At 56.6% G+C, this 23,945-nt stretch carries 23 protein-coding genes and 1 pseudogene; 13 read left to right on the top strand and 11 right to left on the bottom strand.

Annotation, left to right across the window (positions count from 1 at the left end; translation table 11 throughout):
• Positions 1-48 precede the first annotated feature (48 nt).
• Positions 49-528: a carboxymuconolactone decarboxylase family protein gene (locus G6041_RS03655; protein WP_012124522.1), complete on the bottom strand. Its 480-nt coding sequence runs from the start codon at positions 526-528 to the stop codon at positions 49-51.
• 124 nt (positions 529-652) lie between these two features.
• Here G6041_RS03655 and pdxR point away from each other — a divergent pair, with 124 nt between their 5' ends.
• The 3 genes from pdxR to G6041_RS03640 all read left to right on the top strand — a co-directional run bounded on the left by pdxR (position 653) and on the right by G6041_RS03640 (position 6,480).
• Positions 653-2,044, top strand: coding sequence for a MocR-like pyridoxine biosynthesis transcription factor PdxR (gene pdxR, locus G6041_RS03650; RefSeq protein WP_041460477.1), 1,392 nt, complete (start codon positions 653-655; stop codon positions 2,042-2,044).
• A gap of 137 nt (positions 2,045-2,181) precedes the next feature.
• Positions 2,182-4,116: an alpha,alpha-trehalase gene (locus G6041_RS03645; protein ID WP_012124520.1), complete on the top strand. Its 1,935-nt coding sequence runs from the start codon at positions 2,182-2,184 to the stop codon at positions 4,114-4,116.
• A 186-nt stretch (positions 4,117-4,302) separates the two neighbouring features.
• Positions 4,303-6,480, top strand: a complete 2,178-nt coding sequence (locus G6041_RS03640; RefSeq protein WP_012124519.1) for a TonB-dependent siderophore receptor — start codon at positions 4,303-4,305, stop codon at positions 6,478-6,480.
• 71 nt (positions 6,481-6,551) lie between these two features.
• Here the strand turns inward: G6041_RS03640 and G6041_RS03635 are convergent, their stop codons facing one another.
• Complete coding sequence (locus G6041_RS03635; protein WP_004386309.1) at positions 6,552-6,806, bottom strand: GlsB/YeaQ/YmgE family stress response membrane protein; 255 nt, start codon at positions 6,804-6,806, stop codon at positions 6,552-6,554.
• Positions 6,807-7,023: 217 nt separating this feature from the next.
• Between G6041_RS03635 and ycgR the strand changes: the two genes are divergently transcribed.
• Positions 7,024-7,755 (top strand): flagellar brake protein YcgR, encoded by a 732-nt coding sequence (gene ycgR, locus G6041_RS03630; protein WP_012124518.1) that lies wholly within the window; start codon positions 7,024-7,026, stop codon positions 7,753-7,755.
• Here ycgR and emtA read toward each other — a convergent pair whose 3' ends face one another.
• Positions 7,756-8,367, bottom strand: coding sequence for a membrane-bound lytic murein transglycosylase EmtA (gene emtA, locus G6041_RS03625; protein WP_007775739.1), 612 nt, complete (start codon positions 8,365-8,367; stop codon positions 7,756-7,758). It abuts the gene before it with no gap.
• Positions 8,368-8,496: 129 nt separating this feature from the next.
• Here emtA and ldcA point away from each other — a divergent pair, with 129 nt between their 5' ends.
• A complete protein-coding gene (gene ldcA / locus G6041_RS03620) occupies positions 8,497-9,441 on the top strand; it encodes a muramoyltetrapeptide carboxypeptidase (protein ID WP_166491628.1) in 945 nt (314 codons plus the stop codon).
• A 107-nt stretch (positions 9,442-9,548) separates the two neighbouring features.
• Here the strand turns inward: ldcA and G6041_RS03615 are convergent.
• A pseudogene (locus tag G6041_RS03615) lies at positions 9,549-9,893 on the bottom strand (DUF1493 family protein).
• Positions 9,894-10,280: 387 nt separating this feature from the next.
• Positions 10,281-10,574 carry a DUF1330 domain-containing protein gene (locus tag G6041_RS03610; RefSeq protein ID WP_012124514.1) on the bottom strand — a complete coding sequence of 98 codons (294 nt, stop codon included), beginning with the start codon at positions 10,572-10,574 and terminating at the stop codon, positions 10,281-10,283.
• Positions 10,575-11,122: 548 nt separating this feature from the next.
• On the opposite strand from G6041_RS03610, the gene G6041_RS03605 reads away from it, so the two are divergent.
• Positions 11,123-12,853: a potassium/proton antiporter gene (locus tag G6041_RS03605; RefSeq protein ID WP_004384991.1), complete on the top strand. Its 1,731-nt coding sequence runs from the start codon at positions 11,123-11,125 to the stop codon at positions 12,851-12,853.
• A 72-nt stretch (positions 12,854-12,925) separates the two neighbouring features.
• Here G6041_RS03605 and dadX read toward each other — a convergent pair whose 3' ends face one another.
• Positions 12,926-13,996 carry a catabolic alanine racemase DadX gene (dadX, locus tag G6041_RS03600; RefSeq protein WP_063264466.1) on the bottom strand — a complete coding sequence of 357 codons (1,071 nt, stop codon included), beginning with the start codon at positions 13,994-13,996 and terminating at the stop codon, positions 12,926-12,928.
• 12 nt (positions 13,997-14,008) lie between these two features.
• A complete protein-coding gene (locus G6041_RS03595; RefSeq protein ID WP_012124512.1) occupies positions 14,009-15,307 on the bottom strand; it encodes a D-amino acid dehydrogenase in 1,299 nt (432 codons plus the stop codon).
• 323 nt (positions 15,308-15,630) lie between these two features.
• Here G6041_RS03595 and G6041_RS03590 point away from each other — a divergent pair, with 323 nt between their 5' ends.
• Complete coding sequence (locus tag G6041_RS03590; protein WP_004384988.1) at positions 15,631-17,166, top strand: SpoVR family protein; 1,536 nt, start codon at positions 15,631-15,633, stop codon at positions 17,164-17,166.
• A 60-nt stretch (positions 17,167-17,226) separates the two neighbouring features.
• Here the strand turns inward: G6041_RS03590 and fadR are convergent, their stop codons facing one another.
• Positions 17,227-17,946, bottom strand: a complete 720-nt coding sequence (gene fadR, locus G6041_RS03585) for a fatty acid metabolism transcriptional regulator FadR (RefSeq protein WP_012124511.1) — start codon at positions 17,944-17,946, stop codon at positions 17,227-17,229.
• Positions 17,947-18,157: 211 nt separating this feature from the next.
• Between fadR and nhaB the strand changes: the two genes are divergently transcribed.
• The 5 genes from nhaB to yncL all read left to right on the top strand — a co-directional run bounded on the left by nhaB (position 18,158) and on the right by yncL (position 21,343).
• Positions 18,158-19,720 carry a sodium/proton antiporter NhaB gene (gene nhaB / locus G6041_RS03580; protein ID WP_012124510.1) on the top strand — a complete coding sequence of 521 codons (1,563 nt, stop codon included), beginning with the start codon at positions 18,158-18,160 and terminating at the stop codon, positions 19,718-19,720.
• A 136-nt stretch (positions 19,721-19,856) separates the two neighbouring features.
• The gene (dsbB, locus tag G6041_RS03575) at positions 19,857-20,390 is read left to right on the top strand and encodes a disulfide bond formation protein DsbB (RefSeq protein WP_004384985.1); all 534 of its coding nucleotides are present in this window, start codon (positions 19,857-19,859) and stop codon (positions 20,388-20,390) included.
• Between the two features lie 152 nt (positions 20,391-20,542).
• Positions 20,543-20,632 (top strand): hypothetical protein, encoded by a 90-nt coding sequence (locus tag G6041_RS21355; protein ID WP_085959387.1) that lies wholly within the window; start codon positions 20,543-20,545, stop codon positions 20,630-20,632.
• A gap of 223 nt (positions 20,633-20,855) precedes the next feature.
• Positions 20,856-21,086, top strand: a complete 231-nt coding sequence (locus tag G6041_RS03570; protein WP_041460701.1) for a hypothetical protein — start codon at positions 20,856-20,858, stop codon at positions 21,084-21,086.
• Positions 21,087-21,250: 164 nt separating this feature from the next.
• Positions 21,251-21,343, top strand: coding sequence for a stress response membrane protein YncL (gene yncL / locus G6041_RS21530; RefSeq protein WP_071601485.1), 93 nt, complete (start codon positions 21,251-21,253; stop codon positions 21,341-21,343).
• A 187-nt stretch (positions 21,344-21,530) separates the two neighbouring features.
• On the opposite strand, the gene G6041_RS03560 is transcribed toward yncL, so the two are convergent.
• From G6041_RS03560 to G6041_RS03550, 3 genes are all read right to left on the bottom strand, one after another.
• Entirely contained in the window at positions 21,531-21,977 is a 447-nt protein-coding gene (locus tag G6041_RS03560; protein WP_007868487.1) for a YcgN family cysteine cluster protein, read from the bottom strand.
• Positions 21,978-22,065: 88 nt separating this feature from the next.
• Positions 22,066-22,725 (bottom strand): fumarylacetoacetate hydrolase family protein, encoded by a 660-nt coding sequence (locus G6041_RS03555; protein WP_007888075.1) that lies wholly within the window; start codon positions 22,723-22,725, stop codon positions 22,066-22,068.
• A 116-nt stretch (positions 22,726-22,841) separates the two neighbouring features.
• Positions 22,842-23,117 (bottom strand): YcgL domain-containing protein, encoded by a 276-nt coding sequence (locus tag G6041_RS03550; RefSeq protein WP_004384981.1) that lies wholly within the window; start codon positions 23,115-23,117, stop codon positions 22,842-22,844.
• Between the two features lie 125 nt (positions 23,118-23,242).
• On the opposite strand from G6041_RS03550, the gene minC reads away from it, so the two are divergent.
• Positions 23,243-23,935: a septum site-determining protein MinC gene (gene minC / locus G6041_RS03545; protein WP_004384980.1), complete on the top strand. Its 693-nt coding sequence runs from the start codon at positions 23,243-23,245 to the stop codon at positions 23,933-23,935.
• Positions 23,936-23,945: the final 10 nt, after the last annotated feature.

The raw sequence follows: 23,945 nt of genomic DNA, 5'->3' as shown, positions 1-23,945 counted from the left end.
ATAAAAAAAGCCCGCGCAGGCGGGCTTTTCAGAAGGTTAAAAACAGCGTTATTCAAGACCGGCGCGATCCAGACCAAACGCCGCGTCCTGGCTGCCGGGTGCCATTTGCGACACCAGTTGCAAACGGTTCCAGCTATTGATGATGGCAACGGCGAACGCGATCTCTGCGATCTCCGTTTCAGAGAAATGTTCACGCGCCTGCTGGTAAACCGCATCGCTGATCCCTTCTTCTCTGATATGCGTTATCGCTTCCGTTAAGGTCAGCGCCGCTTTCTCCTTCGCGCTGAATAGCGGCGATTCTCGCCATACCGGCAGATGGTACAGGCGCAGTTCGCGCTCGCCCGCCATCTTTGCTTCCTTCGCGTGCATATCGACGCAAAACGCGCAGCCGTTGAGCTGCGAAGCGCGCATGTCGATCAGCTGTTTAAGCGTTGGCGTCAGGCTGCTTTTTTTCAGCGCCGCGCTGGCGTTCATCAGGGTGTTAACCAGCGCCGGAATGGTCTGATAATGGTTCACGCGCGTACTCATGGAAACTCCTTACATCACAAGAGAAATCACCCCGCGCGGTGCGGAGCGTGTCAAATTCTTCTCGTCTATCATACGGTGCCATGACATAGTCAAAAGGGTCATAAAACGTGAAATAAGGCAGGACATGAAACCGGGTTATCGTGAAATTTATCAGCGCTATCGCCAGAATATCCACGACGGGCTTCTGAAGCCCGGCAACCGGGTACCGTCCATCCGCGTGCTGGCGCAGGAACTTCAGGTGGCGAAGAAAACGGTGGAGGCGGCCTACGCGGTGCTGGTGGGTGAAGGGTATCTGGTGAGCCGCGGCCCGCAGGGTACACTGGTGAATCCGGCGCTCACGGTGCCGCCGCGCGTGGCAGAGCCAGCACCTGTCCGCCCGGGCGATAACAACGATCTGCTGGCGCTTAATGAGCACGAAGGGTTTCTGCGCCCCGGTCTGCCAGCACTGGATCAGTTTCCTTATAAAAAGTGGCTGCTCCTGAGCGCAAGAGCGACGCGCGCCATGCGCCCCGAAGAGATGGTGAACCCGCCAGTTGCAGGCTACGCGCCACTGCGCGCGGCGATCGCGAGCTATCTGACGCTGTCACGCGGCGTGACGTGTACCGCTGACGATATTTTTATCACCAATGGCTATCGCGGCAATCTGCTGCTCACGGTCCAGGCGTTGCTCGGCGCGGGTGAGAGCGTGGCAATGGAAGATCCTGCCTATTTTCTCGGTCAGCGGCTGCTGAAAACGCTCACGCCGAATCTGCACGCCATACCGGTGGATAACGAAGGCATGGATGTGGACTATCTGCAACATCACCACCCGGACGCCCGGCTCGCGTTTGTCACGCCGACACACCACAGCCCGCTTGGCGTGTCGCTGTCGCTGCCGCGAAAACAGCAGCTACTGGCATGGGCGTCGCGCCATAACGCATGGATTGTGGAAGATGATTATGACGGCGAGTTTCACTTCACCCGCAACGTACTGCCATCGCTGAAAAGCCTCGACACCGATGACCGTGTCGTTTACTTCGGCACCTTCAGTAAAACGATTATGCCGTCGGTGCGTATTGGTTATCTGGTGATGCCGCGCGCGGCGCGCCACGCCTTTCTTGAACACGGCGCGCTGCTGACAGGCGGGCAGCCGCTGCTGATACAGAAAATCCTCGCCGCGTTTCTGACTGGCGGGGAGTTTTACACTCATCTGCGGAAAATGCGCGCGCTCTACCAGCAGCGGCGCACGATGGCTATCGCGGCGCTGCACGCGGTTTACCCTGGCGTATTCGAAACGCCGCTGGAAGATGGCGGGATGCACGTGGTGGCGTATCTGAAAACCGCAACCTGCGATGAGGCGCTTGCCCGCCTCTGGCACCAGCACCAGTTGCAGGTCAGCGCGCTGTCGCCCTGGTACCGGCGGCCCGATAAACGCTACGGGCTGATTATCGGCTACGCCAATCTTCGCTCGGCGGACGAAGCCGTCGCCCTGCTGGCCCGCGCGCAACCGGCGACGCTGGCGCTGCTTAACGGATGACGTAAACGGCAGCTTAACCGAACGCGAAAAACAGAAATTTCCCGTTTACGTGCGCTCGAAACGGGAATATTCGTCTAAGGTTTTCATATGGTTGATTCGCAGTGGTGTGCGCTGCGCCCCTTAAGGAGAATTCATTGATGTCACAACCCGTCACGCGCCGTCCCCGGACGCTGTTTTTCGCCATTCAGGTCGCCCTTAGCGGCGCGCTGCTGGCGTTCTCCACCCTGCCCGCCAGCGCAGAAGAGCCGTCTGGCGCAGAGCGCCCCGCGCCGCAATCACCGGACCAGCTTCTCGGCCCGCTGTTTACGGATGTACAGAGCGCCAAACTGTTCCCCGATCAGAAAACGTTCGCCGACGCGGTGCCGAACAGCGATCCTTTGATGATCCTGGCCGATTACCGCATGCAGCGTAACCAGTCGGGCTTTGACCTGCGCCATTTCGTTGAGCTGAACTTTACCCTGCCGCAAAAAGGCGAAGCCTATGTTCCGCCAGCCGGACAAAGCCTGCGCGAGCATATCGACGGCCTGTGGCCGGTGCTGACGCGCTCGACCGATTCCGCCAGCAAATGGGATTCTCTGCTGCCGCTGCCGAAGCCTTACGTGGTACCGGGCGGGCGTTTCCGCGAGGTCTATTACTGGGACACCTACTTCACCATGCTGGGGCTCGCGGAGAGCAATCACTGGGATAAAGTGCAGGATATGGTCGATAACTTCGCCCATGAAATCGACGCCTGGGGCCATATTCCGAACGGCAACCGCAGCTACTATTTAAGCCGCTCCCAGCCGCCGTTCTTCGCGTTTATGGTTGAACTGCTGGCGACCCATGAAGGCGGCGACGAGACGCTGAAAAAATATCTGCCGCAGTTGCAGAAAGAGTACGCCTACTGGATGGAAGGCAGCGAAAATCTGGCACCGGGCGATGCCCACGAGCGCGTGGTGAAACTTAAAGATGGCGCGGTGCTGAACCGCTACTGGGACGATCGCGACGCGCCGCGTACCGAATCCTGGCTTGATGACGTAACCACCGCCAAAAATAACCCGGATCGCCCGGCAACTGACATCTACCGCGATCTGCGCGCGGGCGCGGCGTCCGGCTGGGATTTCAGCTCGCGCTGGATGGATAATCCGCAGCAGCTTGGCTCGATCCGCACCACCAGTATCGTGCCTGTCGATCTCAACGCCCTGCTGTTCCAGATGGAAAAAACCCTTGCGCGCGCCAGCAAAGCCGCAGGGGACAGCGCGGGTGCCGCCCGCTATGAATCGCTCGCCAGCCAGCGTCAGCAGGCGATTGAAACCCATCTGTGGAATGCGAAACATGGCTGGTACGCGGATTACGATCTGAAAACCAACAAGGTGCGCGATCAGCTGACCGCCGCCGCGCTGTTCCCGCTGTATGTCAAAGCGGCCGCGCAGGATCGCGCCGAGAAAGTGGCGGCGGCAACGCGTGCGCAACTGCTGAAACCGGGCGGTATTGTGACCACGACGGTCAAAACCGGCCAGCAGTGGGATGCGCCGAACGGCTGGGCACCGCTGCAGTGGGTGGCGACCGAAGGTCTGATGAATTACGGGCAGAAAGATCTGGCGATGGACGTCACCTGGCGATTCCTGACCAACGTTCAGCACACCTATAACCGCGAGCAGAAACTGGTGGAGAAATATGACGTTTCTTCGACCGGTACGGGCGGCGGCGGCGGTGAATACCCGCTCCAGGACGGCTTTGGCTGGACCAACGGCGTGACGCTGAAAATGCTCGACCTGCTGTGCGGCACCGAAAAACCGTGTGACGACGTGCCGCAGACCCGTCCGGGCAGCGACAGCGACCACGCGCCGCAGCCGAAGCAGGAAGGCAAAATGCTGAGCAAACCGGCGCAGTCCTCTGGGCCCGCCAAAGCGGAAACGTCAGCACCAGCGAAAACAGAAACGTCTGCGCCGGCAACAACGCAAACGCCAGCCCCGGCGAAAACCGACACCGCTGCGCCTGCGAGCAATAGCGCGCCTGCTGAAAACGCACCGGCCGCGCCGAACAGCAACGCGCAGGATAACGCCGCTGCGCAACCCGCGCCGGCACAGTAATTCACACGCGTTACACCACTGCCCTCTGCGGAGGGCAGTTTTTTTGCTTTTCTGCGCCCGATATATTTTCCCCGCCAATTCTGTTAGTTGCCCCGCACGTTGATAACGATAATAATTCGCATTCTTTATTAGATATCGTTACGTCCCTGCCACGCAGGGAGCAGATGGCAACCAGAGAAGACAACAATGACAATCGCTTTAACCCTGAAACGCTCCGCCGTGCTGTGCGCGCTGGCGCTGGCGGCACCGCACGTCTCGCTCGCCGAAGAGACCATCACCGTTAGCGCCGTCCCCGCGCAAACGGCCGCCTCGCCTACCGAAGGCTACACGGTGAAAACCAGCACAGGTGCGACAAAAACCGATCAGCCGCTTATCACCACCGCGCAGTCGGTTTCCGTCGTCACGCGTCAGCAGATGGAGGATCAGGGGGCGTTGTCGGTTAACAGCGCGCTGAATTACACCGCAGGCGCATTTACCGGGTTCTCCGGCGGGGCAACCCGTTACGACACCATTTCATTGCGCGGCTTCCACGGCGGCGACGTCAATAACACGTTTTTAGACGGTCTGCGTCTGATGAGCGACGGCGGCAGCTATAACGTTTTACAGGTCGACCCGTGGTTCCTTGAACGTATCGATGTGATTAAAGGCCCCTCTTCCGCGCTTTACGGCCAGACCATTCCCGGCGGCGTGGTGATGGAAAGCTCGAAGCGCCCGCTCTTCAGCCCGGAAGGCCATCTGCGCGCCTCGGTCGGCAATCACAACACCCGCAACACCGCGTTTGATTACACCGACGCCATTAACGACGAGTGGGCTTACCGCATTACCGGCCTGACGAAATACACCGACACGCAGTACGAAAAAACGCGTGACGAACGCTACGCGATTTCTCCGCAGTTGCTGTGGCAGCCGGGCGAATCCACGTCGCTGCTGCTGCGCGCGTATCTTGAAAAAGATCCGTCCGGTGGTTATCACGGCTCGGTACCGGCAAGCGGCAGCCTCGATGCCACCTCGCACGGCAAGCTCGACACGGGCTTCTCGGACGTGGAGCCGGGCAACGACGAATTCAAACGCTACCAGCAGCTCTACAGCTACGCGTTTTCGCATGACTTCAATGACACTTGGTCGTTCCGCTCGAACGGCAGCTACACGCACTCGAATCTGGATCTCAAGCAGGCTTACCAGATTGGCTGGGCCGATGCATCGAAGAACGAGCTGACCCGCTACTACAGTGGCGAACACTCTTCGCTGAACGCCTGGGCTATGGACAATCAGTTAGAGGCGCGCTTTAACACTGGTGACCTCGCGCATACCGTAGTGTTAGGCGGCGAATACCATAAATTCACCAACAATCTTTCCGACGACGCGGGCTACACCACCAATCTCAACCCGTGGACCGGCGTCTCCGGCGGCGCGGGCGGCTTCTGGTATTACGACCCGCTCGACCCGACCTACGCCACCCGTCTGCAGGGTCTGCAACGCAAGGACATGAAGCGCGTCTATGAGCAAACCGGCGTTTATCTGCAGGATGAGATGGTCTGGAACCGCTGGCATATGGATCTTTCCGGGCGTTTCGACCACCTGGAAACCAAAAACCGCGTGATCACGCCGTCGGCGGGCACCGATACCACCGATCACCGCAAGGATGATCATTTCAGCGGTCGCGCCTCGCTGCTTTACGCGTTTGAAAACGGCCTGTCGCCGTACCTGAGTTACAGCACGGCGGTGACGCCGCAGGTGCTGACCGACGCCCGCGGCAAGCTGCTCAAGCCCACCACCAGCGAGCAGTATGAAGGCGGCCTGAAATATCAGCCGCCGGGTACGTCCGATCTCTACAGCATCGCCGTTTACGATCTAATGCAGAAAGATGTCGGTAACCGCGTCGTGGTCGGCAGCTATTTCGAACCGGCAGGCAAAGTGCATTCGCAGGGCGTAGAGCTGGAAGCGCACACGCAACTGACGTCGCGTTTCTCGGCTATCGCCAACTACACCTGGAACCATGTGCGCTTTGAAGACGCCATTGACGGCAACAACAAGAACACGCCATACGTAACGCCGGATCAGATGGCGAACCTGTGGGGCCATTATCAGTTTGATTACGGCTTAAGCGCGGGCGCGGGCGTGCGCTACATCGGCAAACAGTGGGCGGATAACGAAAACACGCGCCGCGTGCCTTCCGTCACGCTGGTGGATGCGATGGTGAAAGCCGATCTGGGCGCGTGGAACAGCGCGCTGAAAGGGGCGTTTGTTCAGGTTAATGCGAATAACCTGACCGGACGTGACTACGTGGCGGGCTGCTACGGCACCGGCTACTGCTACTGGGGCGCAGAGCGCAGCGTGACCGCAACCGTCGGCTACGATTTCTGATCCTGACGAAAAAAAACGGCCCCAGGGGGCCGTTTTTACTGACCATTCAGACGGTCCTTACGGACCGTTTTTTAATCCCTGCGCAGCATACGGAAGATCAGCAGCACCACAATGGCACCGACGACCGCCACCAGGAAGCTCGGCAGGTTAAAGCCCGTCACGCTACCGCCCACGCCAAAGAATGTCGCCAGCCAGCCGCCGACCACCGCACCCACGATCCCGAGCACACAGGTCAGAATAAAGCCGCCGCCGTCACGGCCCGGCATAATCAGTTTGGCAATAATACCCGCGATAAGGCCAAATACGATCCAGGACAAAATACCCATAGTCTCCACCCTCTTGGTTAAGTCTCATTGAATGGTTCGCCACAAGGCGCGACAAACCGAATTGGTTCAAGTATAGGTAATAAAAAAAGATTCTTCCGGTAAGCTCGGATTATCCTTATACAGAAAATGATTTATTTTAGGATAAATCTTAAGTTTCTGGCGGACGGGCCGATAACCGTTCACATCTCTCTGTCAGTCATTTGAGGAATCACGCGACGTGAGCAATTACAGTGAGCAGTTTCTGAAGCAAAATCCGCTGGCCGTACTGGGGATTTTACGCGACTTGCAAAAAAGCCAGGCGCCGATCCGCCTCTCCTGGGGCGGCTGGCAGTTTATCAGCCGTATTCTTGACGCCTCGCCGGAACAGCTGGTGCTGGATTTCGGCAGCCAGGCGAGCGAAAACCAGGCCGTGCAAAAAGCGAAAAATATCCAGTTCAGCGCTGAAGCCCAGGGCGCAAAGGTGGAATTTAACCTGCCTGCGCTGAACGTCGGCGAGTTTCAGGATCTGCCTGCGTTTGTCGCTCCGCTGCCGGAAGCCGTGTGGTTTGTGCAGCGCCGCGAGCATTTTCGCATTACCGCGCCGGTGCAGCCGCAGTTCTACAGCCTGGCGCGTATGCCAGATGGCAAGCTGTTTCGCGGTCGCCTGCAGGATTTGTCGCTTGGCGGCATGGGCACGCTGCTGGAAGGCGCGATGCCGGAAGGGCTGGAAGCAGGAATGCAGTTCTCGCCGCTGGAGCTTGACCTGCTGGAGTGGGGAAAATTTCGTGTTGACGCGCAGCTTTTAACCATCAGCGAGCGCAAAGTCGTGGACAGTAAAAACGAGACTATCGCCACGCCGCGCCTGAGCTTTCGCTTTATGAACGTAAGCCCGGGCACCGAGCGCGAACTCCAGCGCATTATCTTCGCGCTGGAGCGTATCGCCCGGGAAAAAGCCAGCCGGGTGCGCTAATCACATGGCGTTCATCGCCTGCTGCACTTTCCAGATATAACGCGGGGCCTGCGGTGCCGGATGATTTTTCGCGACATGTTCGACAAACTCATCCGGGCTGAGATCGTTTATCTTTTCAATCGCCGCTTTGCGGTCTGAAGAGAACGTGCGCAGCAGCGCGCCCGCGCCATTCACATAAGAGACCACCAGCGCGTACTGCATCGTTTCCGGCGCTTCAATGCCCTTCAGGACGCCGTGCTCAAGAATGCTTAAATACGCCGTGCCAATCGAAATATTGCGCTCCGGGTTTTTCAGCTCGCTGGACGACGGCTGGCCGCTCCAGCCCATATAGCGGTAGACTTCGCGCCCGGCGGTGGACGCTTTAATCTGCATCAGCCCGACCGCGTTAGATTTACTGACGAGCGTCGGATTACCGCCCGATTCCACTGCGATAATCGCCGTGACCAGACGCGGGCTGACGCCCCAGGCATTGCCGGCTTTTTCGGTAATCGGCATCCATTGCATTGCGCGTTTCACCGGCACCTCAGGGTTCCAGGGCGGGTTTTTATAATCCGGCGTGGAAGAACACCCGGCGAGGAACACCACTAACCACATCAACCATCTTAATTTCACGCAACTTTCCTTTCCATATCAGTGCCAAACGACGCATCACCCCGGATGGCCGCGCGGGCATCCGGATGACAACCGCTAAGGTTAGCGGCATGATAGCGGTTTCGCCTGGTATGTCAGCAAGGATTTGTCATGGTCTCTGTTCATCTCATCGCCCCGTCGGGCTACTGCATTAATCAGGATGCTGCCTGGCGCGGCGTACGCCGTCTCGAAGAGGCCGGAATAACCGTAAAAAATCAGCATGTTATTACGCGCCGGATGCAGCGTTTCGCCGGGCGCGACGATGAACGTCTCGGCGATTTACAGGCGTTAAGCGCATTGTCTGAAAATGGCGCGATCGTGATGCCGGTACGCGGCGGCTACGGGATGACGCGCCTGCTGGAGCGCTTTGATCCGAAGCCCTTGATTGCCCGCCAGCAGGAAAACCCGCTGCTGATTTGCGGCCACAGCGATTTCACGGCGCTGCAGATGCTGCTGCTGGCGCGCGGCAACACGATAACGTTCAGCGGCTCGATGCTGGCCGGGAATTTCGGCGCGCCGGAGATGAACGATTTTACCTGGCGACACTTCTGGCAGGCGCTCACCGAACCACAATTTACGCTTGCGTGGCGCAGCGACGGCGCGCCCTGCGAAACCGCAGGCACCGTCTGGGGCGGGAACCTGGCGATGCTGGCGTCCATCACCGGTACACCGTGGATGCCGGTTATCGACGGCGGCATTCTGGTGGTCGAAGACATCAACGAACACCCGTTCCGCGTTGAGCGTATGCTGCTGCAACTGCATGCGGCCGGGATTCTGGCGCGTCAGAAGGCGCTTATCCTCGGGAGCTTCACCGCCGCCGCCGTGAACGACTACGACGACGGCTATAACCTTGAAAGCGTCGCCGCCCTGCTGCGCGAGCGGCTCGGGATCCCGGTGCTGACCGGCCTTGCATTTGGCCATGAACAGGAGACCGTTACGTTACCGCTCGGCGCGCACGGCGAACTGCGCCATGACGGCGAACGTGCGCAGCTTCGCCTGAGCGGTCATCCGGTGTTACCTGCTGCGGCAGCGACGGGGTTTAAGCAAGGGAAGTGAGTGAAAGATGTGTCTGAGCAGCGTGGCTGCTCAGACACAGAGGACTTTATACAGAATACGCACGGTGCGGAAATTATATTTTTTTAAATACCGCTTCCTGGCTCGGCTTAATCATACAACCATTTACCTGCTTGCGCTGATGCTGCAAACATTCTTATCGTCAGAGGCCGACGGGTCAGCTCAACCTCTTTTTTATTCAGCTTAAACCAGCGTTGTAAACATGATTTATATTCCCACGGAAAATATAAAGACCAATTTAAATCTTCAAGACTAATATTAAATCTTTCCTTATACTTCCTGATTGCATCTTCCAAATCGTCACGCGGGCAATCATATAAATCCTAATCCAGTTCTAACGGTACTTCTTTCCAGTTTCGATCAAGATAACCCGGTATTTCTTCACGAAAAAGCGCCAGAACTTCATCAGTAATAGTCATCAGAATGAAGTCCATTCAGTAGTATCCATACACTCACCTCATTAGGCCATTGTCGTCTATTCCAGACATCAGTAAAGATAATATTTCCCTCATTGTGTTTCCAGGGTTTTTCGTAGTGGCCTTCTGGAATTGCCAGAGGGTTATTATTCCGTTCCCTGGCGCAGCTATAGCTGGAGATAAAGAGCGTTACAAAAAGCTCACTATACGCTAAAAAACTGCCTGACATTTATTCAGTAATCTATTCAGCCAGAGATAATTTGATTATGCTGATCAACGTTATTTGATCAAGGCCAGAATATGAGTATCTGTTTCATAAGAATGGTGTGTTGAGACATCAATCTACCATCGTAAATTATTCGCAATGTCCGCTCCCTCACGAGCGGACGTTCCGGCTTTAACGCATCACACTTCCGGCCCTTCCACTAACACCAGCGTGCCGGTCGCCGCTTTCAGCCGCATAGATTTGGCGGCCTGATACGCTGGGCTTTCATAAAAGCGCTTCGCGTCGTCGAACGAATCAAATTCCAGAACGAGGTGCTTTTCGTGTGCCTCGCCTTCAAGATTTTCATACTGCCCTGACCATGCCACGATTTTCGGATTAAAAGGCTGCATGGCCTGTGCGGCGGCCTCAGCATATTCCGCGTAAGCAGCCGGATCGGTGATGGTCACGTGAGCCACCAGATAGCCTTTCTTCATTTTCTCTTCCTTTAATAGCAGTGGGTTTTATGCTCGCGCTGGCGAGAGACTGAACGGGCGCGAGACGGGTAAATTATTTTCTGTATCAATGCAAGCAGGTGTCCGGCGCGCGGCAGCGTCATGCGGTTACGCGATTAGAGGCAGTCTATTAGGTACAGAGAGGGTTATAAATACGCAAAAACAGAACACACTGTTACCTGAAAGAGGAATAATCGACACAGGAATATCGCAGCGCGTCAGCTGCTTCACGGGCTGGGTGCAGATCCTGCAACCGTCCTTTGCCTGATACGAGCATTAGCGACAGCGAGACACGCATTTGGCTGCCAGTGAGACGTAAGATAAATCCCGAACCGCCTGCGAAACAGCGCCCTGAAGGCAAAGATGTTGCGAATGGGTAACCGGATGGCCCCTGCGATCTGCTACCCTGATTGACAGTTACGCTACGCAAACATCGGGAAAATGTCATTCACCATGCTAATTAAACCGATTGATTCATAATTAGTATGTTAAGTTTTTAGAAAACCCATCAGCAGAGGAGATCGCGCACGTTGGACGCCGGGACGATAATTAGTCTTTTTATTCTGGGTTCGGTACTGGTCACCTGCAGTATCCTGTTAAGTTCATTCTCGTCACGTCTTGGTATCCCCATCCTGGTGATTTTCCTGGCTATCGGCATGCTTGCGGGCGTGGATGGCGTGGGCGGCATTCCGTTTGACAACTACCCTTTCGCGTATCTGATAAGTAACCTGGCGCTGGCCGTCATCCTGCTGGATGGCGGGATGCGCACCCAGGCCAGCTCCTTTAAAGTGGCCCTCGGCCCTGCGCTGTCGCTCGCGACGGTCGGGGTGCTGATTACCTCCGGGCTGACCGGCATGGCCGCCGCATGGCTGTTCCATCTGGACATCATGGAAGGGTTACTGATAGGGGCGATAGTCGGCTCTACTGACGCCGCAGCGGTTTTCTCGCTGCTCGGCGGCAAAGGCCTGAACGAGCGTGTCAGCTCAACGCTTGAGATTGAGTCCGGCAGTAACGATCCGATGGCGGTGTTTCTTACCATCACGCTGATTTCAATGATTCAGGAGCATCAGACCGCGCTGAGCTGGCTGTTCCTGGTGCATATCATTCAGCAGTTCGGGCTCGGGATACTTATTGGCCTTGGCGGCGGCTGGCTGCTTTTGAAAACCATTAACCGTATTCCGCTGCCCTCCGGGCTTTATCCGCTACTGGCGTTGAGCGGCGGCATCATGGTGTTCTCCGTAACCACCGCGCTGGATGGCAGCGGCATTCTCGCAGTCTATCTGTGCGGTTTTGTGCTGGGTAATAAGCCGATTCGCAACCGCTACGGCATTCAGCAAACGTTCGACGGCCTCGCCTGGCTTGCGCAGATTGGCATGTTCCTGGTGCTCGGCCTGCTGGTGACACCGTCACATCTGCTGCCCATCGCCATTCCGGCGCTGCTGCTGTCGCTGTGGATGATTTTCGTCGCCCGCCCGCTCTCTATTTTTACCGGCCTGCTGCCGTTTCGCGGGTTTACGCTGCGTGAGCGCGTGTTTATCAGCTGGGTAGGCCTGCGCGGCGCGGTGCCGATCATCCTCGCGGTGTTTCCGATGATGGCCGGGCTGCCGCGCGCGAATCTGTTTTTCGATGTGGCATTTTTCGTGGTGCTGGTGTCGCTGCTCTTCCAGGGCACCACGCTCGGCTGGGCCGCGAAAAAGGCCAAAGTGGTGGTGCCGGAAGTCGGCCGCCCGCAGTCGCGCGTTGGGCTTGATATTCACCCGGAAAACCCGTGGGAGCAGTTTGTTTATCAGTTGAGCGCCGATAAATGGTGCGTCGGCGCGGCGCTGCGCGACCTCCACATGCCAAAAGAGACGCGCATCGCGGCGCTGTTTCGTGAAAACCAGCTGATGCACCCGACCGGCAGCACCCGGCTGCGTGAAGGCGACGTGCTGTGCGTGATTGGCCGCGAGCGTGACCTGCCTGCGCTTGGCAAGCTGTTCAGCCAGTCGCCGCCGGTGGCGCTCGACCAGCGTTTCTTCGGCGATTTTATCCTCGAAGCGGACGCGAAATTCTCCGACGTGGCGTTTATCTACGGGCTGGATGACCAGTCGGCGGTGGATCAAAACCGCACCATTGGTGAAGTGGTGCTGGCGCTGATTGGTGCCGCGCCTGTCGTGGGCGACCAGGTGGATTTTGCAGGCATGACGTGGACGGTGGCGGAGAAAGAGAATAACCAGATCCGCCGCATCGGTCTGAAAGTCGCCGAGGATAGTGACGAGTAAGACGTTATCGCGTGGTAGAAAAGAAAAAGGGAAACCCGCGGGTTTCCCTTTTTTATCGCCGGTATGACGCGTTTAGCGCGTGCTGACCGGCACGCGCGGCGCCAGCGCGCACATCAGCTCATAGCCGATAGTGCCGCAGGCCGCGGCGACATCGTCAATTTTAATCTCGTTGCCCCACAGCTCCACCGGGCTGCCGATGCCTGCCTGCGGGCAAGGCGTGAGATCGACTGCCAGCATATCCATCGAGACAGTGCCGACAATGCCGGTACGCACGCCATCCACCAGCACTGGCGTGCCGTCCGGCGCATGACGCGGATACCCGTCAGCGTAACCGCCCGCTACAATGCCGATACGCTGTTCGCGAGCGGCGCGGTAACGGCTGCCGTAACCCACGGTATCGCCCGGCTTTAGCGTCTGCACGCCGATAATCTCGCTTTTCAGCGTCATCACCGGCTGCAGGCCGCTGGTGGCGATATCGCGCCACTGCCCGCTCGGCGACGCGCCGTAAAGCACAATGCCAGGACGAACCCAGTCAAAGTGCGCCTGCGGGTGCCAGAGCGCGGCGGCGGAGTTCGCGAGCGAGCGCGGCGCGTCGATGCCTTCCGCCGCCTGCTCAATGCGCACCATCGCCGCATCGATACCGTCCGGGCGGTCGGCATCGGCGAAGTGCGCCATCAGCGTTATCTGCCCTACATTGGCAATGGTTTTCAGCTGCTGCCAGATGGTGTGCACCCGCTCCGGTACAAAACCGAGACGGTTCATTCCGCTGTTGATTTTGAGATAGACATCCAGCGGCGCGTTAAGCTTCGCCTCCGCCAGCGCCTTTAACTGCCAGTTGCTATGCACGCTCGTGGTGAGCCGGTATTTATCAAACAGCGGCAGTTCATCGGCGTGGAAAAAGCCTTCCAGCATCAGAATCGGCCCCTTCCAGCCGCGCTCGCGCAGCAAAATGGCCTCTTCCAGATTGAGCATGGCAAAACCGTCGGTGGCACCGAGCGCCGACCAGACGCGATCAAGCCCGTGGCCGTAGGCGTTCGCCTTGACCACTGACCAGACGCGCGACCGGGGTGCCGCGCGGCGCACTACCTCCAGGTTGTGACGCAGAGCCTGCAAATCCAGGCTCGCCTGTATCGGACGAGACATGCGGGTTCCTTATCAGGGGTGCGCGCCGTGCAGGCGGTGGGAGGACGACGGCGTAAAGCCTGGCGCGTAACGGGCGACCGACAGATCTTCAAACGGGATCGCAGGCGTGCGGCCGGAGATAATATCGCTCAGAAGCTGGCCGGAGCCGCAGGCCATCGTCCAGCCGAGCGTACCGTGGCCGGTATTGAGCCACAGGTTTTTAAATTCGGTACGCCCGACCACCGGCGTGCCGTCCGGCGTCATCGGGCGCAGGCCGGTCCAGAATTTCGCCTGTTCGATATGGCCGCCGCGCGGGTAGAGATCGCGCACGACCATTTCCAGCGTCTCCTGACGCGGTTTCAAAAGCTCGGTATTAAAGCCGACAATTTCGGCCATACCGCCAACGCGGATGCGGTTATCAAAGCGCGTAATGGCGATTTTGTAGGTTTCATCGAGCACAGTGGAGACCGGCGCGCCGCTTTCATCGGCAATCGGAATGGTGAGCGAATAGCCCTTCAGCGGGTAGACCGGAATATCCACGATGCCTTTGAGCATAGCGGTGGAATAGGATCCGAACGCCATCACATAGCCATCGGCTTTGATGACTTCATCGCCGCACTTCACGCCGTAAATGCGCTGGCCTTCCGAGAGCAGTCTGTCCACCGGCGTGTTGTAACGGAACACCACGCCTGCCGCTTCCGCCATCTGCGCGAGGCGCGTGGTGAAAAGCTGGCAGTCGCCGGTTTCGTCGTTCGGCAGCTGCAGCCCGCCGGTGAGCTTATGCGCCACGTCCGCCAGTGCCGGTTCAACCTGCGCAAGTTCAGCGGCTTTCAGCAGACGGAACGGCACGCCTTCGCTTTCCAGCACCGCGATATCGCGCGAGGCGTTTTCATACTGCTGCTCTGTGCGGAACAGTTGCAGCGTCCCGCCCTGACGGCCTTCATACTGAATGCCGGTGGATTCGCGCAGCGCTTTTAAGCAATCGCGGCTGTACTCCGCAAGCCGCACCATGCGGCCTTTGTTCTGCATGTAGTGGCGGGTGTCGCAGTTGCGCAGCATCTGCCACATCCACTTAAGCTGAAAATGCGTACCGTCAAGGCTGATGGCCAGCGGCGCGTGACGCTGGAACATCCACTTGATGGCTTTCAGCGGCACGCCGGGCGCAGCCCAGGGCGCTGCATAACCGGGCGAGATCTGGCCGGCGTTGGCGGCGCTGGTTTCCAGCGCCGGGCCCGGCTCGCGATCGATCACCGTCACTTCGTGCCCCGCCTGGCGTAAATACCAGGCGCTGGCGACGCCGACAACTCCACTCCCCAGCACGACTACATGCATGTCCTCTTCCTTCTCAGGCTAAAGAATAATTAACTGATTACAAATTGATAACCCAGAAGAAAATATTATTCAACATATGGCTTTTTTATGGTGAACCGACTCACAACTTTCCCCGCCACAGTGGGGATAGCGCTTTCAGGATCTCCTGCTTCCCTTCCCCTTCCGGCAAAATAAAATGCTGCCAGGCCTGTCATTTACCGACAGGTGGGCTCAGGAAATCGCGCAGAAAAAATTTTTGCCGTGGCGCTGATAAGTCGGGGGTGATCTATGCTTGAAATTAAGGCTCTCCCCGGATGAGAGCCGCTAACAATGAGGGCGCGCTGATGGCTACCGTAACTGATTCCCTGAAAAAGGATACCCAACGTCTGAGCGACGGGCCGGACTGGACATTTGAGCTGCTGGATGTCTATCTCGCTGAAATCGATCGCGTGGCGAAACTCTACCGGCTGGACACTTACCCGCATCAGATTGAGATAATCACTTCAGAACAGATGATGGATGCATACTCCAGCGTCGGGATGCCGATTAACTACCCGCACTGGTCGTTTGGTAAGAAATTCATCGAGACCGAGCGGCTCTACAAGCATGGGCAGCAAGGGCTGGCTTATGAAATCGTGATTAACTCCAATCCGTGTATCGCGTATCTGATGGAAGAGAACACCATTACCATGCAGGCGCTGGTGATGGCGCACGCCTGTTACGGCCACAACTCGTTTTTCAAAAATAATTATCTGTTCCGCAGCTGGACCGACGCCAGCTCGATTGTCGATTACCTGATTTTCGCCCGTCATTACATTACCGAGTGCGAAGAGCGCTACGGCGTTGATGAAGTCGAGAAGCTGCTGGATTCGTGCCACGCGCTGATGAATTACGGTGTGGATCGTTATAAACGCCCGCAGAAGATCTCGCTCCAGGAAGAGAAAGCGCGCCAGAAAAGCCGCGAAGAGTATCTGCAAAGCCAGGTCAATATGCTGTGGCGCACGTTGCCGCGGCGTGAAGAGGAGAAAGCCGTCGAGGCACACCACCGCTTCCCGGCCGAGCCGCAGGAAAACCTGCTCTACTTTATGGAGAAGAACGCTCCGCTGCTGGAGCCGTGGCAGCGCGAGATCCTGCGCATCGTGCGTAAGGTGAGCCAGTATTTCTACCCGCAAAAACAGACGCAGGTGATGAACGAAGGCTGGGCGACGTTCTGGCACTACACCATCCTGAACCATCTCTATGATGAAGGAAAAGTGACCGAGCGCTTTATGCTGGAATTTTTACACAGCCACACCAACGTGGTATTCCAGCCGCCCTATAACAGCCAGTGGTACAGCGGTATTAACCCGTATGCGCTCGGCTTCGCTATGTTCCAGGACATCAAGCGTATCTGCCAGAACCCGACCGACGAAGACCGCCACTGGTTCCCGGATATCGCCGGCTCCGACTGGCTGGAAACCCTGCATTTCGCCATGCGCGACTTCAAAGACGAGAGCTTTATCAGCCAGTTCCTGTCGCCGAAAGTGATGCGCGATTTCCGCTTTTTTACGGTGCTGGATGACGATCGCAACAACTATCTGGAAATTGAGGCGATTCATAATGAAGAGGGCTACCGGTCGATTCGTAATGAGCTGTCGGCCCAGTACAATCTCAGTAACCTGGAGCCGAATATTCAGGTGTGGAACGTTAACCTGCGCGGCGATCGCGCGCTGACGCTGCGCTACATTCCCCAGCATCGTGCGCCGCTCGACAAAGGCCGCCGCGAAGTGCTGAAACATGTGCATCGCCTGTGGGGCTTCGACGTGCTGCTGGAGCAGCAGAACGAAGACGGCAGCGTGGAACTGCTGGAGCGCTGCCCGCCGCGCATCAATACGCTCTGACACCTGCGTCCAACAAAAAAGGCTTCCCGAAGGAAGCCTTTTTTATGCCTGCGCAATGCCTTAACGGCTGTGCATCGCCAGATCGCCCGGCAGGTTTTTCTGCATCCGGTGCCAGATCTCGCCACTTTCACGGCCGTAAGTACGCACCACGTCGTAAACCTGATCGTGCAACCCTTCGCGCGAGAGCGTGCCGAGCTTATGGTAGAAGCCCAGCGCCAGGCTACGCGCTTCCGGGTTAGAGAAATAGTGACGGCCAATGCGGGTATAGAGCCCTTTCATGCCGTTGAGAATCAGCCCGTAGATAGGGTTGCCGGAGGCGAACGCCAGACCGCGGAAAATGTTGTAATCGAGCTCCGCAAAAGCGTCTGCGTGATCTTCCACTTCATCCGCCGTCGCGAGCACTTCACGCGCGCGCTCCGGGTGCATACGCAACGCGGTACGAATAAAAATCGTCGCGATGTTGGTGCGCACGGAAAGCAGGTTGTCGATAAGCTGCGGGACGCTTTCGTGGTCGAGACGCGCCAGCGTTTCGAGAATATTGAGGCCTGAGGTTTCCCAGAAGTTGTTTACTTTCGTAGGCTTACCGTGCTGGATAGTCAGCCAGCCGTCGCGCGCCAGGCGCTGTAACACTTCGCGCAGGGTGGTGCGCGTCACGCCAATCAGTTCAGAGAGTTCGCGTTCAGCAGGCAGAATAGATCCCGGAGGGAAGCGGTTATTCCAGATGCTTTCAATAATGTACTCTTCCGCGAAACCCGCCGGGCTCTGCGCCTTAATCACCATAATGAGCTTTCCAATACACCTGAGATGCAAAATTCACTCATCATACCAGACGCGCCGGGGCGCAGATAGCATGACGAAATGTAAAAAAAGGGATCGTGGTTCGGTTTTTAACAATCCCCACCGGCCCGCCATACGCGCCTGCGGCTTGATTGCCGCACCACTGCCGGGTACCCTGACATGTTAACGAAAAATAACCGTAAAGGATCATGGCATGGAAATTTCATATGGCCGGGCGTTGTATCGTAACTTTTTAGGACAATCTCCGGACTGGTACAAGCTTTGTTTACTTGGCTTTTTGATTCTTAATCCTCTGGTTTTCTGGGTAAGCCCCTTCACCGCCGGCTGGCTGCTGGTGATTGAGTTTATCTTCACGCTGGCGATGGCGTTGAAGTGTTACCCTCTGCTGCCGGGCGGGTTGCTGGCCGTCGAGGCGCTGTTTATCGGGATGACCAGCGCCGAGCACGTGCGCGAAGAAGTGGCGAATAACCTCGCCGTGGTACTGCTGCTGATTTTCATGGTGGCGGGCATTTACTTTATGAAGCAGTTGCTGCTGCTGATTTTCACCCGCCTGCTGCTGGGCATTCGCTCCAAGACCCTGCTCTCACTGGCATTCTGCTTTGCGGCGGCGTTTCTTTCCGCGTTCCTCGACGCGCTGACGGTCGTTGCTGTGGTTATCAGCGTGGCGGTGGGCTTTTACGGTATCTACCATCGCGTCGCGTCGAATCGTGATGAGGGGCAGGAGCTGGTGGATGATGCCCAGCTGGACGACGAGCGCCGCGCCACGCTTGAGCGCTTTCGCGCGTTTCTGCGCAGCCTGATGATGCACGCGGGCGTCGGCACCGCGCTTGGCGGCGTGATGACGATGGTCGGCGAACCGCAGAACCTGATTATCGCGCACGCGGCGGGCTGGAGCTTCGGCGACTTCCTGCTGCGCGTCGCGCCCGTGAGCGTGCCGGTCTTTATCTGCGGCATCGTCACCTGCATTCTCGTGGAGAAAACCAAATCGTTCGGCTATGGCGAACCGCTGCCGGAGCCGGTGCGTAAGATCCTGCGCGAATACGACGACAAGAGCCGCCAGAAGCGTACCCGTCAGGACACCATGAAACTGATAATCCAGGGGCTTATCGGCGTGTGGCTGATTACGGCGCTGGCGCTGCATCTGGCCGAAGTGGGCCTGATTGGTCTTTCGGTCATTATTCTCGCCTCGTCGCTGTGCGGCGTCACCGATGAGCACGCTATCGGCAAAGCGTTTACCGAGGCGCTGCCGTTTACCGCCCTGCTGACAGTGTTCTTCGCCGTGGTGGCCGTTATCATCGACCAGCATCTCTTCGCGCCGATTATCGCCTATGTGCTCGAAGCCTCGCCGCATAACCAGCTGTCGCTGTTCTATCTCTTCAACGGCCTGCTGTCGTCTATCTCCGATAATGTGTTTGTTGGCACGGTGTATATCAACGAAGCGAAAAGCGCGCTCCAACAGGGGGTTATCGACGCGAAACAGTTTGAGATGCTGGCGGTGGCGATCAATACCGGCACCAACCTCCCGTCCGTCGCCACGCCAAACGGCCAGGCGGCGTTTCTGTTCCTTCTGACCTCAGCCCTGGCGCCGCTAATCCGTCTCTCCTATGGCCGCATGGTCTGGATGGCGCTGCCGTATACAATCGTACTGACGCTGGTGGGACTCGCCTGTGTACAGTTTACGCTGGTGCCGTTCACCGACTGGCTACTGCAAAGCGGCTGGGTGAGTACGCCTGCCACGACGGCGCTGCTGCATTAATCGCAAATCGGGCTCCCGCAGCCCGATTTTCTTTTTATGGGCAGAGGTTTAATGCGTTATTTTTGATGTGGCTAGTGGCGTCAAACCCGTTTTCGTTTACACTGCCGGTTCAACGCAGATTGCAGAGATAATCATTATGTTGCGATATTTAAACCAGTGTTCGCGTGGGCGCGGCGCATGGCTTTTGCTGGCGCTTACCGCTTTCGCGCTGGAAATGGTGGCGCTGTGGTTCCAGCATGTCATGATGCTGAAGCCGTGCGTGTTGTGTATTTATGAACGTTGCGCGCTGTTTGGCGTAATGGGCGCAGGGCTGGTGGGAGCCATTGCACCAAAAACCCCGTTACGTTTTGTGGCGATGGGTATCTGGATTTACAGCGCCTGGAAAGGCCTGATGCTCGCCATTGAGCACACAAACATCCAGTTGCACCCTTCACCGTTTGTGACCTGCGATTTCGCAGCGCGTTTCCCGAGCTGGCTGCCGCTCGATAAATGGCTGCCGCAGGTGTTTGTCGCCAGCGGCGACTGCGCCGAGCGCCAGTGGTCCTTCCTGACGCTTGAGATGCCGCAGTGGTTAATCGGCATTTTCGCCGCTTATCTGGTGGTTGCCCTGCTGGTGCTGCTGGCGCAGGCGTTCAAACCGAAAAAACGCGATCTTTTCGGCCGCTACTGAGTGCTTCTCAGTTGCGCTGCACCACGCCCACCGCGCTCCGGCCGGTGGGCGTTTTTATTGGCTCAACATACGCATTGCCTTTACCGCCTGGCTTGTTCTGAGTTCACCTGCCTATACTTAAGTGTGTGTTTGATTAACGACAGGAGGACGTGATGAATAAGTATTTACTTAACGTCGAAAAAGACGATCCGAACGAAGCACCGGAATCTGGCGATAAAAGGCCGAGCCCGAATCAGAAGTAAGTATAAGGTCGCTGAGGCGGCCTTTTTTATCGTATTTTTTTACAATCGCTGGTTTATTAGACAATAAGGTCTTTACTTAACTTTACGATTAAAAACAGAGCCTTAATTATCACTACAATAGATATAGACTATCAGTTCAATCACTATAAAAAGGTGAATTGTATCAAGGCAAGAGATGTGCTATTTGTGTGGTCAGATGATTTTGCTAAGCCTTCTCAGCCTTATGAACCCACTGATTTTTCGTGACGATATTTGCATTAAAGCCGTGTTCACGGCGTCCGGTACGCTGCGCGGCGTATCGATTATCCGACTTTCGGATAATGAAAATCTGATAACCATCATCGCGCAACCCTGCAGCCATCTTGAAGAACAGGTTGCTCGTTTTTTATCCCTCACTACTGATGAGCACGCTACGCTGCATCAGTTCCTCGCGCAATTCTGCGAACCAGAATAAGCCGTCATTACGCTTTAATTAATGAAAATGCAATTATTCAGACTTGCTTAAGAAATATCTCAGACCGCACTAAGCGAAAAGTCTGATTTTTTAAAATTACAGATGCACCGGAATAAACAGTAGCTATACTCCCTGTGTCGTAAACAAGAAGCCCGGAGTATTGTATGGAGATTTCAAGCAGAACTGCGGTTTTACTTAACCTGTTCGCCTTTGCTGGTCTACTCCTTTCCTTATCCGTCAGGTTTGGCTGGATCTGAGCCGCCCTGCGTCTCGTCGCCGACAGCAAACCCTCTTGCCACGCGATGTTCTTCCCGCTATAACGGGTGAGAAAAACCGCAACGCTTACCTTCCGGATAAAAAAAAGCCGCTCTTCGTTAGCGGCTTTTTTTTATTTTTTTATTTAGCAGATTCACGGTTCATAGTCTTCGAAAAAAGAATATGCGTTTATTCTGCCCAATCCGGTTTGTTTAAAATATGGTCTTGCCAGTCGCGCACTTCGGATTCTTTAACGGCAATATGACGCACCGAAATACGCTCGGCGTGCATCGCGGCTTTTGAGCCGGTGCGCAGCGGATGCCACAGCGGCAGGTTTTTCCCTTCGGCCAGCAGCCGATACGCGCAGGTCGGCGGTAGCCACTCGAAAGTTGGCAGGTTTTCACGCGTCAGCTTGATGCAGTCCGGCTCATACTCGAAGCGCCGTTCATAATTACGGCACTGACAGGTTTTGATATTCAGCTGACGGCAGGCGACGTTGGTGAAATAAATTTCGTCGGTGTCTTCATCCATCAGCTTATGCAAGCAGCACTGACCGCACCCGTCGCAGAGCGATTCCCACTCGGCGTCGCTCATCTCATCCAGGGTTTTACGCTGCCAGAAAGGCGTTTCGGTCATAACGGTGTCCGCGCATCAAAAATTAAGCTGCACCTTATAAACACTCTGACGCCAGGATGCAAGTTTTGCCGCCCTGTGGGCGGCATCTTTACAGAACGCGCGTCGAGAGCGAGTGGTTGTCGAAGGTAATGTCAAGCGCGTCGCCGCTGTTAAGCGGACCGACGCCCTCCGGCGTGCCGGTCAGGATCACATCGCCTGCGCGTAGCGTGAAGAAACGGCTCATGTAGGCGATAAGCGGCACGATCTTATGGATCATATCGGCGGTATTGCCGCTCTGGCGTACCTCGCCGTTCACGCGCAGGCTGAGCGGCGTGTTTTGCGGATCGCCGGTAAACTCCCCTGCCGGGATAAACCCGGAGATCGGGCAGGAATTATCAAACGCTTTCGCCTTCTCCCACGGCTGTCCGGCCTTTTTCATTTTGCCCTGGATATCGCGAAGCGTCAGATCGAGCGCGACGCCATAACCGGCGATCGCTTTGGCGACGTGCTCTTCGCTCGCCTGACGCAGCGTTGCGCCAATCAGTACCGCCAGCTCCACTTCATGATGCACCGAGCCGAGCCCCTGCGGCAGCACAAGCGGCTGGCGCAGATCGCACAACGCAGTTTCCGGCTTAATAAAAAGCACCGGCTCTTCCGGCGTAGCGCTGCCCATCTCCTGAATATGCTTTGCGTAGTTACTGCCCACACAAACCACTTTGCTGACCGGATAATCAAGCAGCGCGCCCTGCCAGTGATGATGTTGGTACATAGCGTCCCTCTGTGTTCGATGATAAGACAGTACGTAACTATTTGCCCCGCCAGTGCGAAAAGTCAAACCGCGCGCATTGGCGCAAAAAAAGCGCCGTATAAAAACGGCGCGCAGGACTATTTTTTACCGATCGATTCGAGATGCTGTTTAAGCAAATTTTCCGGCGGCGGGGGGAGCTGTAAATAATAGCCCTGGTCTTTAAGCGCCTGTTTCACTTTTTCGAGATCGGCGTTGGCTAATTTTTTACGACCATCCAGCGGCAGCATCATGGTCATAATTGGCTGCCCAAAACCGGCCAGCAATTCTTCCGGCACTCGCGAAAAATCGTCTTTTTTTTCAACATAAAGATAAGTTTGTTCGCGACGCGCGCTTCGATAGATCACACAAAACATGTTTTTACTCTAATTTAGCCAGATGGTTACTTGCCTGAATATAAGGCTGACTATAACATGCCTGATGTGCTTCGGAATATCATCCCACTGCGGTGGGGATTTAAACTGAATTGAGTAAGGCCAGGATGTCAAACACGCCCATCGAGCTAAAAGGCAGTAGTTTCACTTTATCAGTGGTTCATTTGCATGATGCTCACCCTGAGGTTATTCGCAAGGCGCTTGAAGAAAAAATTGCTCAGGCGCCGGCCTTTCTCAAAAATGCGCCAGTGGTTGTGAATGTTGCGGGGCTTGATGGGTCGATAAACTGGCAGCAACTGCACCAGACGTTTATCGACAGCGGGCTGCATCTGGTCGGCATCAGCGGCTGTCAGGATGACGCGCTGAAAGCGGAAATTTCGCGTGCGGGACTGGCGCTGCTCACTGAGGGAAAAGCCAGCGCACCACGCGCTGCAAAGCCTGCTGAAACGCCCGCGCCGCCAGCGGCGGCGCTGCGTACCCGGTTAATCGATCTGCCGGTGCGTTCCGGCCAGCGGATCTACGCGCCGGGTGCCGATCTGGTGGTCACAAGTCACGTCAGCGCGGGCGCGGAGCTTATCGCCGATGGCAATATTCACGTCTATGGCACCATGCGCGGGCGCGCCCTCGCCGGTGCCGGCGGCGATAAAGAAGCACAAATATTTTCAACGAATCTCGCGGCGGAGCTGGTTTCCATCGCCGGGGTTTACTGGCTGAGCGATCAAATCCCGGCCGAGTTTTACAACAAAGCGGCACGCCTGCGACTGGCCGACGGCGCGCTGACGGTTCAACCATTAAATTAAGCCCTTTTAA

This window comes from Cronobacter sp. HA18003, assembly GCF_011605905.1.
GTDB lineage: Bacteria > Pseudomonadota > Gammaproteobacteria > Enterobacterales > Enterobacteriaceae > Cronobacter > Cronobacter sakazakii.
The sequence above is the reverse complement of the archived record's forward strand: the minus strand, read 5'-3'. Positions and strand labels throughout refer to the sequence as shown.

Bases quoted from the DNA above. Each gene is read 5' to 3' on its own strand.
- G6041_RS03655 (WP_012124522.1), bottom strand. From the start codon at position 528: ATGAGTACGCGCGTGAACCATTATCAGACCATTCCGGCGCTGGTTAAC.
- pdxR (WP_041460477.1), top strand. From the start codon at position 653: ATGAAACCGGGTTATCGTGAAATTTATCAGCGCTATCGCCAGAATATC.
- G6041_RS03645 (WP_012124520.1), top strand. From the start codon at position 2,182: ATGTCACAACCCGTCACGCGCCGTCCCCGGACGCTGTTTTTCGCCATT.
- G6041_RS03640 (WP_012124519.1), top strand. From the start codon at position 4,303: ATGACAATCGCTTTAACCCTGAAACGCTCCGCCGTGCTGTGCGCGCTG.
- G6041_RS03635 (WP_004386309.1), bottom strand. From the start codon at position 6,806: ATGGGTATTTTGTCCTGGATCGTATTTGGCCTTATCGCGGGTATTATT.
- ldcA (WP_166491628.1), top strand. From the start codon at position 8,497: ATGGTCTCTGTTCATCTCATCGCCCCGTCGGGCTACTGCATTAATCAG.
- G6041_RS03610 (WP_012124514.1), bottom strand. From the start codon at position 10,574: ATGAAGAAAGGCTATCTGGTGGCTCACGTGACCATCACCGATCCGGCT.
- dadX (WP_063264466.1), bottom strand. From the start codon at position 13,996: ATGTCTCGTCCGATACAGGCGAGCCTGGATTTGCAGGCTCTGCGTCAC.
- G6041_RS03595 (WP_012124512.1), bottom strand. From the start codon at position 15,307: ATGCATGTAGTCGTGCTGGGGAGTGGAGTTGTCGGCGTCGCCAGCGCC.
- G6041_RS03590 (WP_004384988.1), top strand. From the start codon at position 15,631: ATGGCTACCGTAACTGATTCCCTGAAAAAGGATACCCAACGTCTGAGC.
- fadR (WP_012124511.1), bottom strand. From the start codon at position 17,946: ATGGTGATTAAGGCGCAGAGCCCGGCGGGTTTCGCGGAAGAGTACATT.
- nhaB (WP_012124510.1), top strand. From the start codon at position 18,158: ATGGAAATTTCATATGGCCGGGCGTTGTATCGTAACTTTTTAGGACAA.
- dsbB (WP_004384985.1), top strand. From the start codon at position 19,857: ATGTTGCGATATTTAAACCAGTGTTCGCGTGGGCGCGGCGCATGGCTT.
- G6041_RS21355 (WP_085959387.1), top strand. From the start codon at position 20,543: ATGAATAAGTATTTACTTAACGTCGAAAAAGACGATCCGAACGAAGCA.
- G6041_RS03570 (WP_041460701.1), top strand. From the start codon at position 20,856: ATGAACCCACTGATTTTTCGTGACGATATTTGCATTAAAGCCGTGTTC.
- yncL (WP_071601485.1), top strand. From the start codon at position 21,251: ATGGAGATTTCAAGCAGAACTGCGGTTTTACTTAACCTGTTCGCCTTT.
- G6041_RS03560 (WP_007868487.1), bottom strand. From the start codon at position 21,977: ATGACCGAAACGCCTTTCTGGCAGCGTAAAACCCTGGATGAGATGAGC.
- G6041_RS03555 (WP_007888075.1), bottom strand. From the start codon at position 22,725: ATGTACCAACATCATCACTGGCAGGGCGCGCTGCTTGATTATCCGGTC.
- G6041_RS03550 (WP_004384981.1), bottom strand. From the start codon at position 23,117: ATGTTTTGTGTGATCTATCGAAGCGCGCGTCGCGAACAAACTTATCTT.
- minC (WP_004384980.1), top strand. From the start codon at position 23,243: ATGTCAAACACGCCCATCGAGCTAAAAGGCAGTAGTTTCACTTTATCA.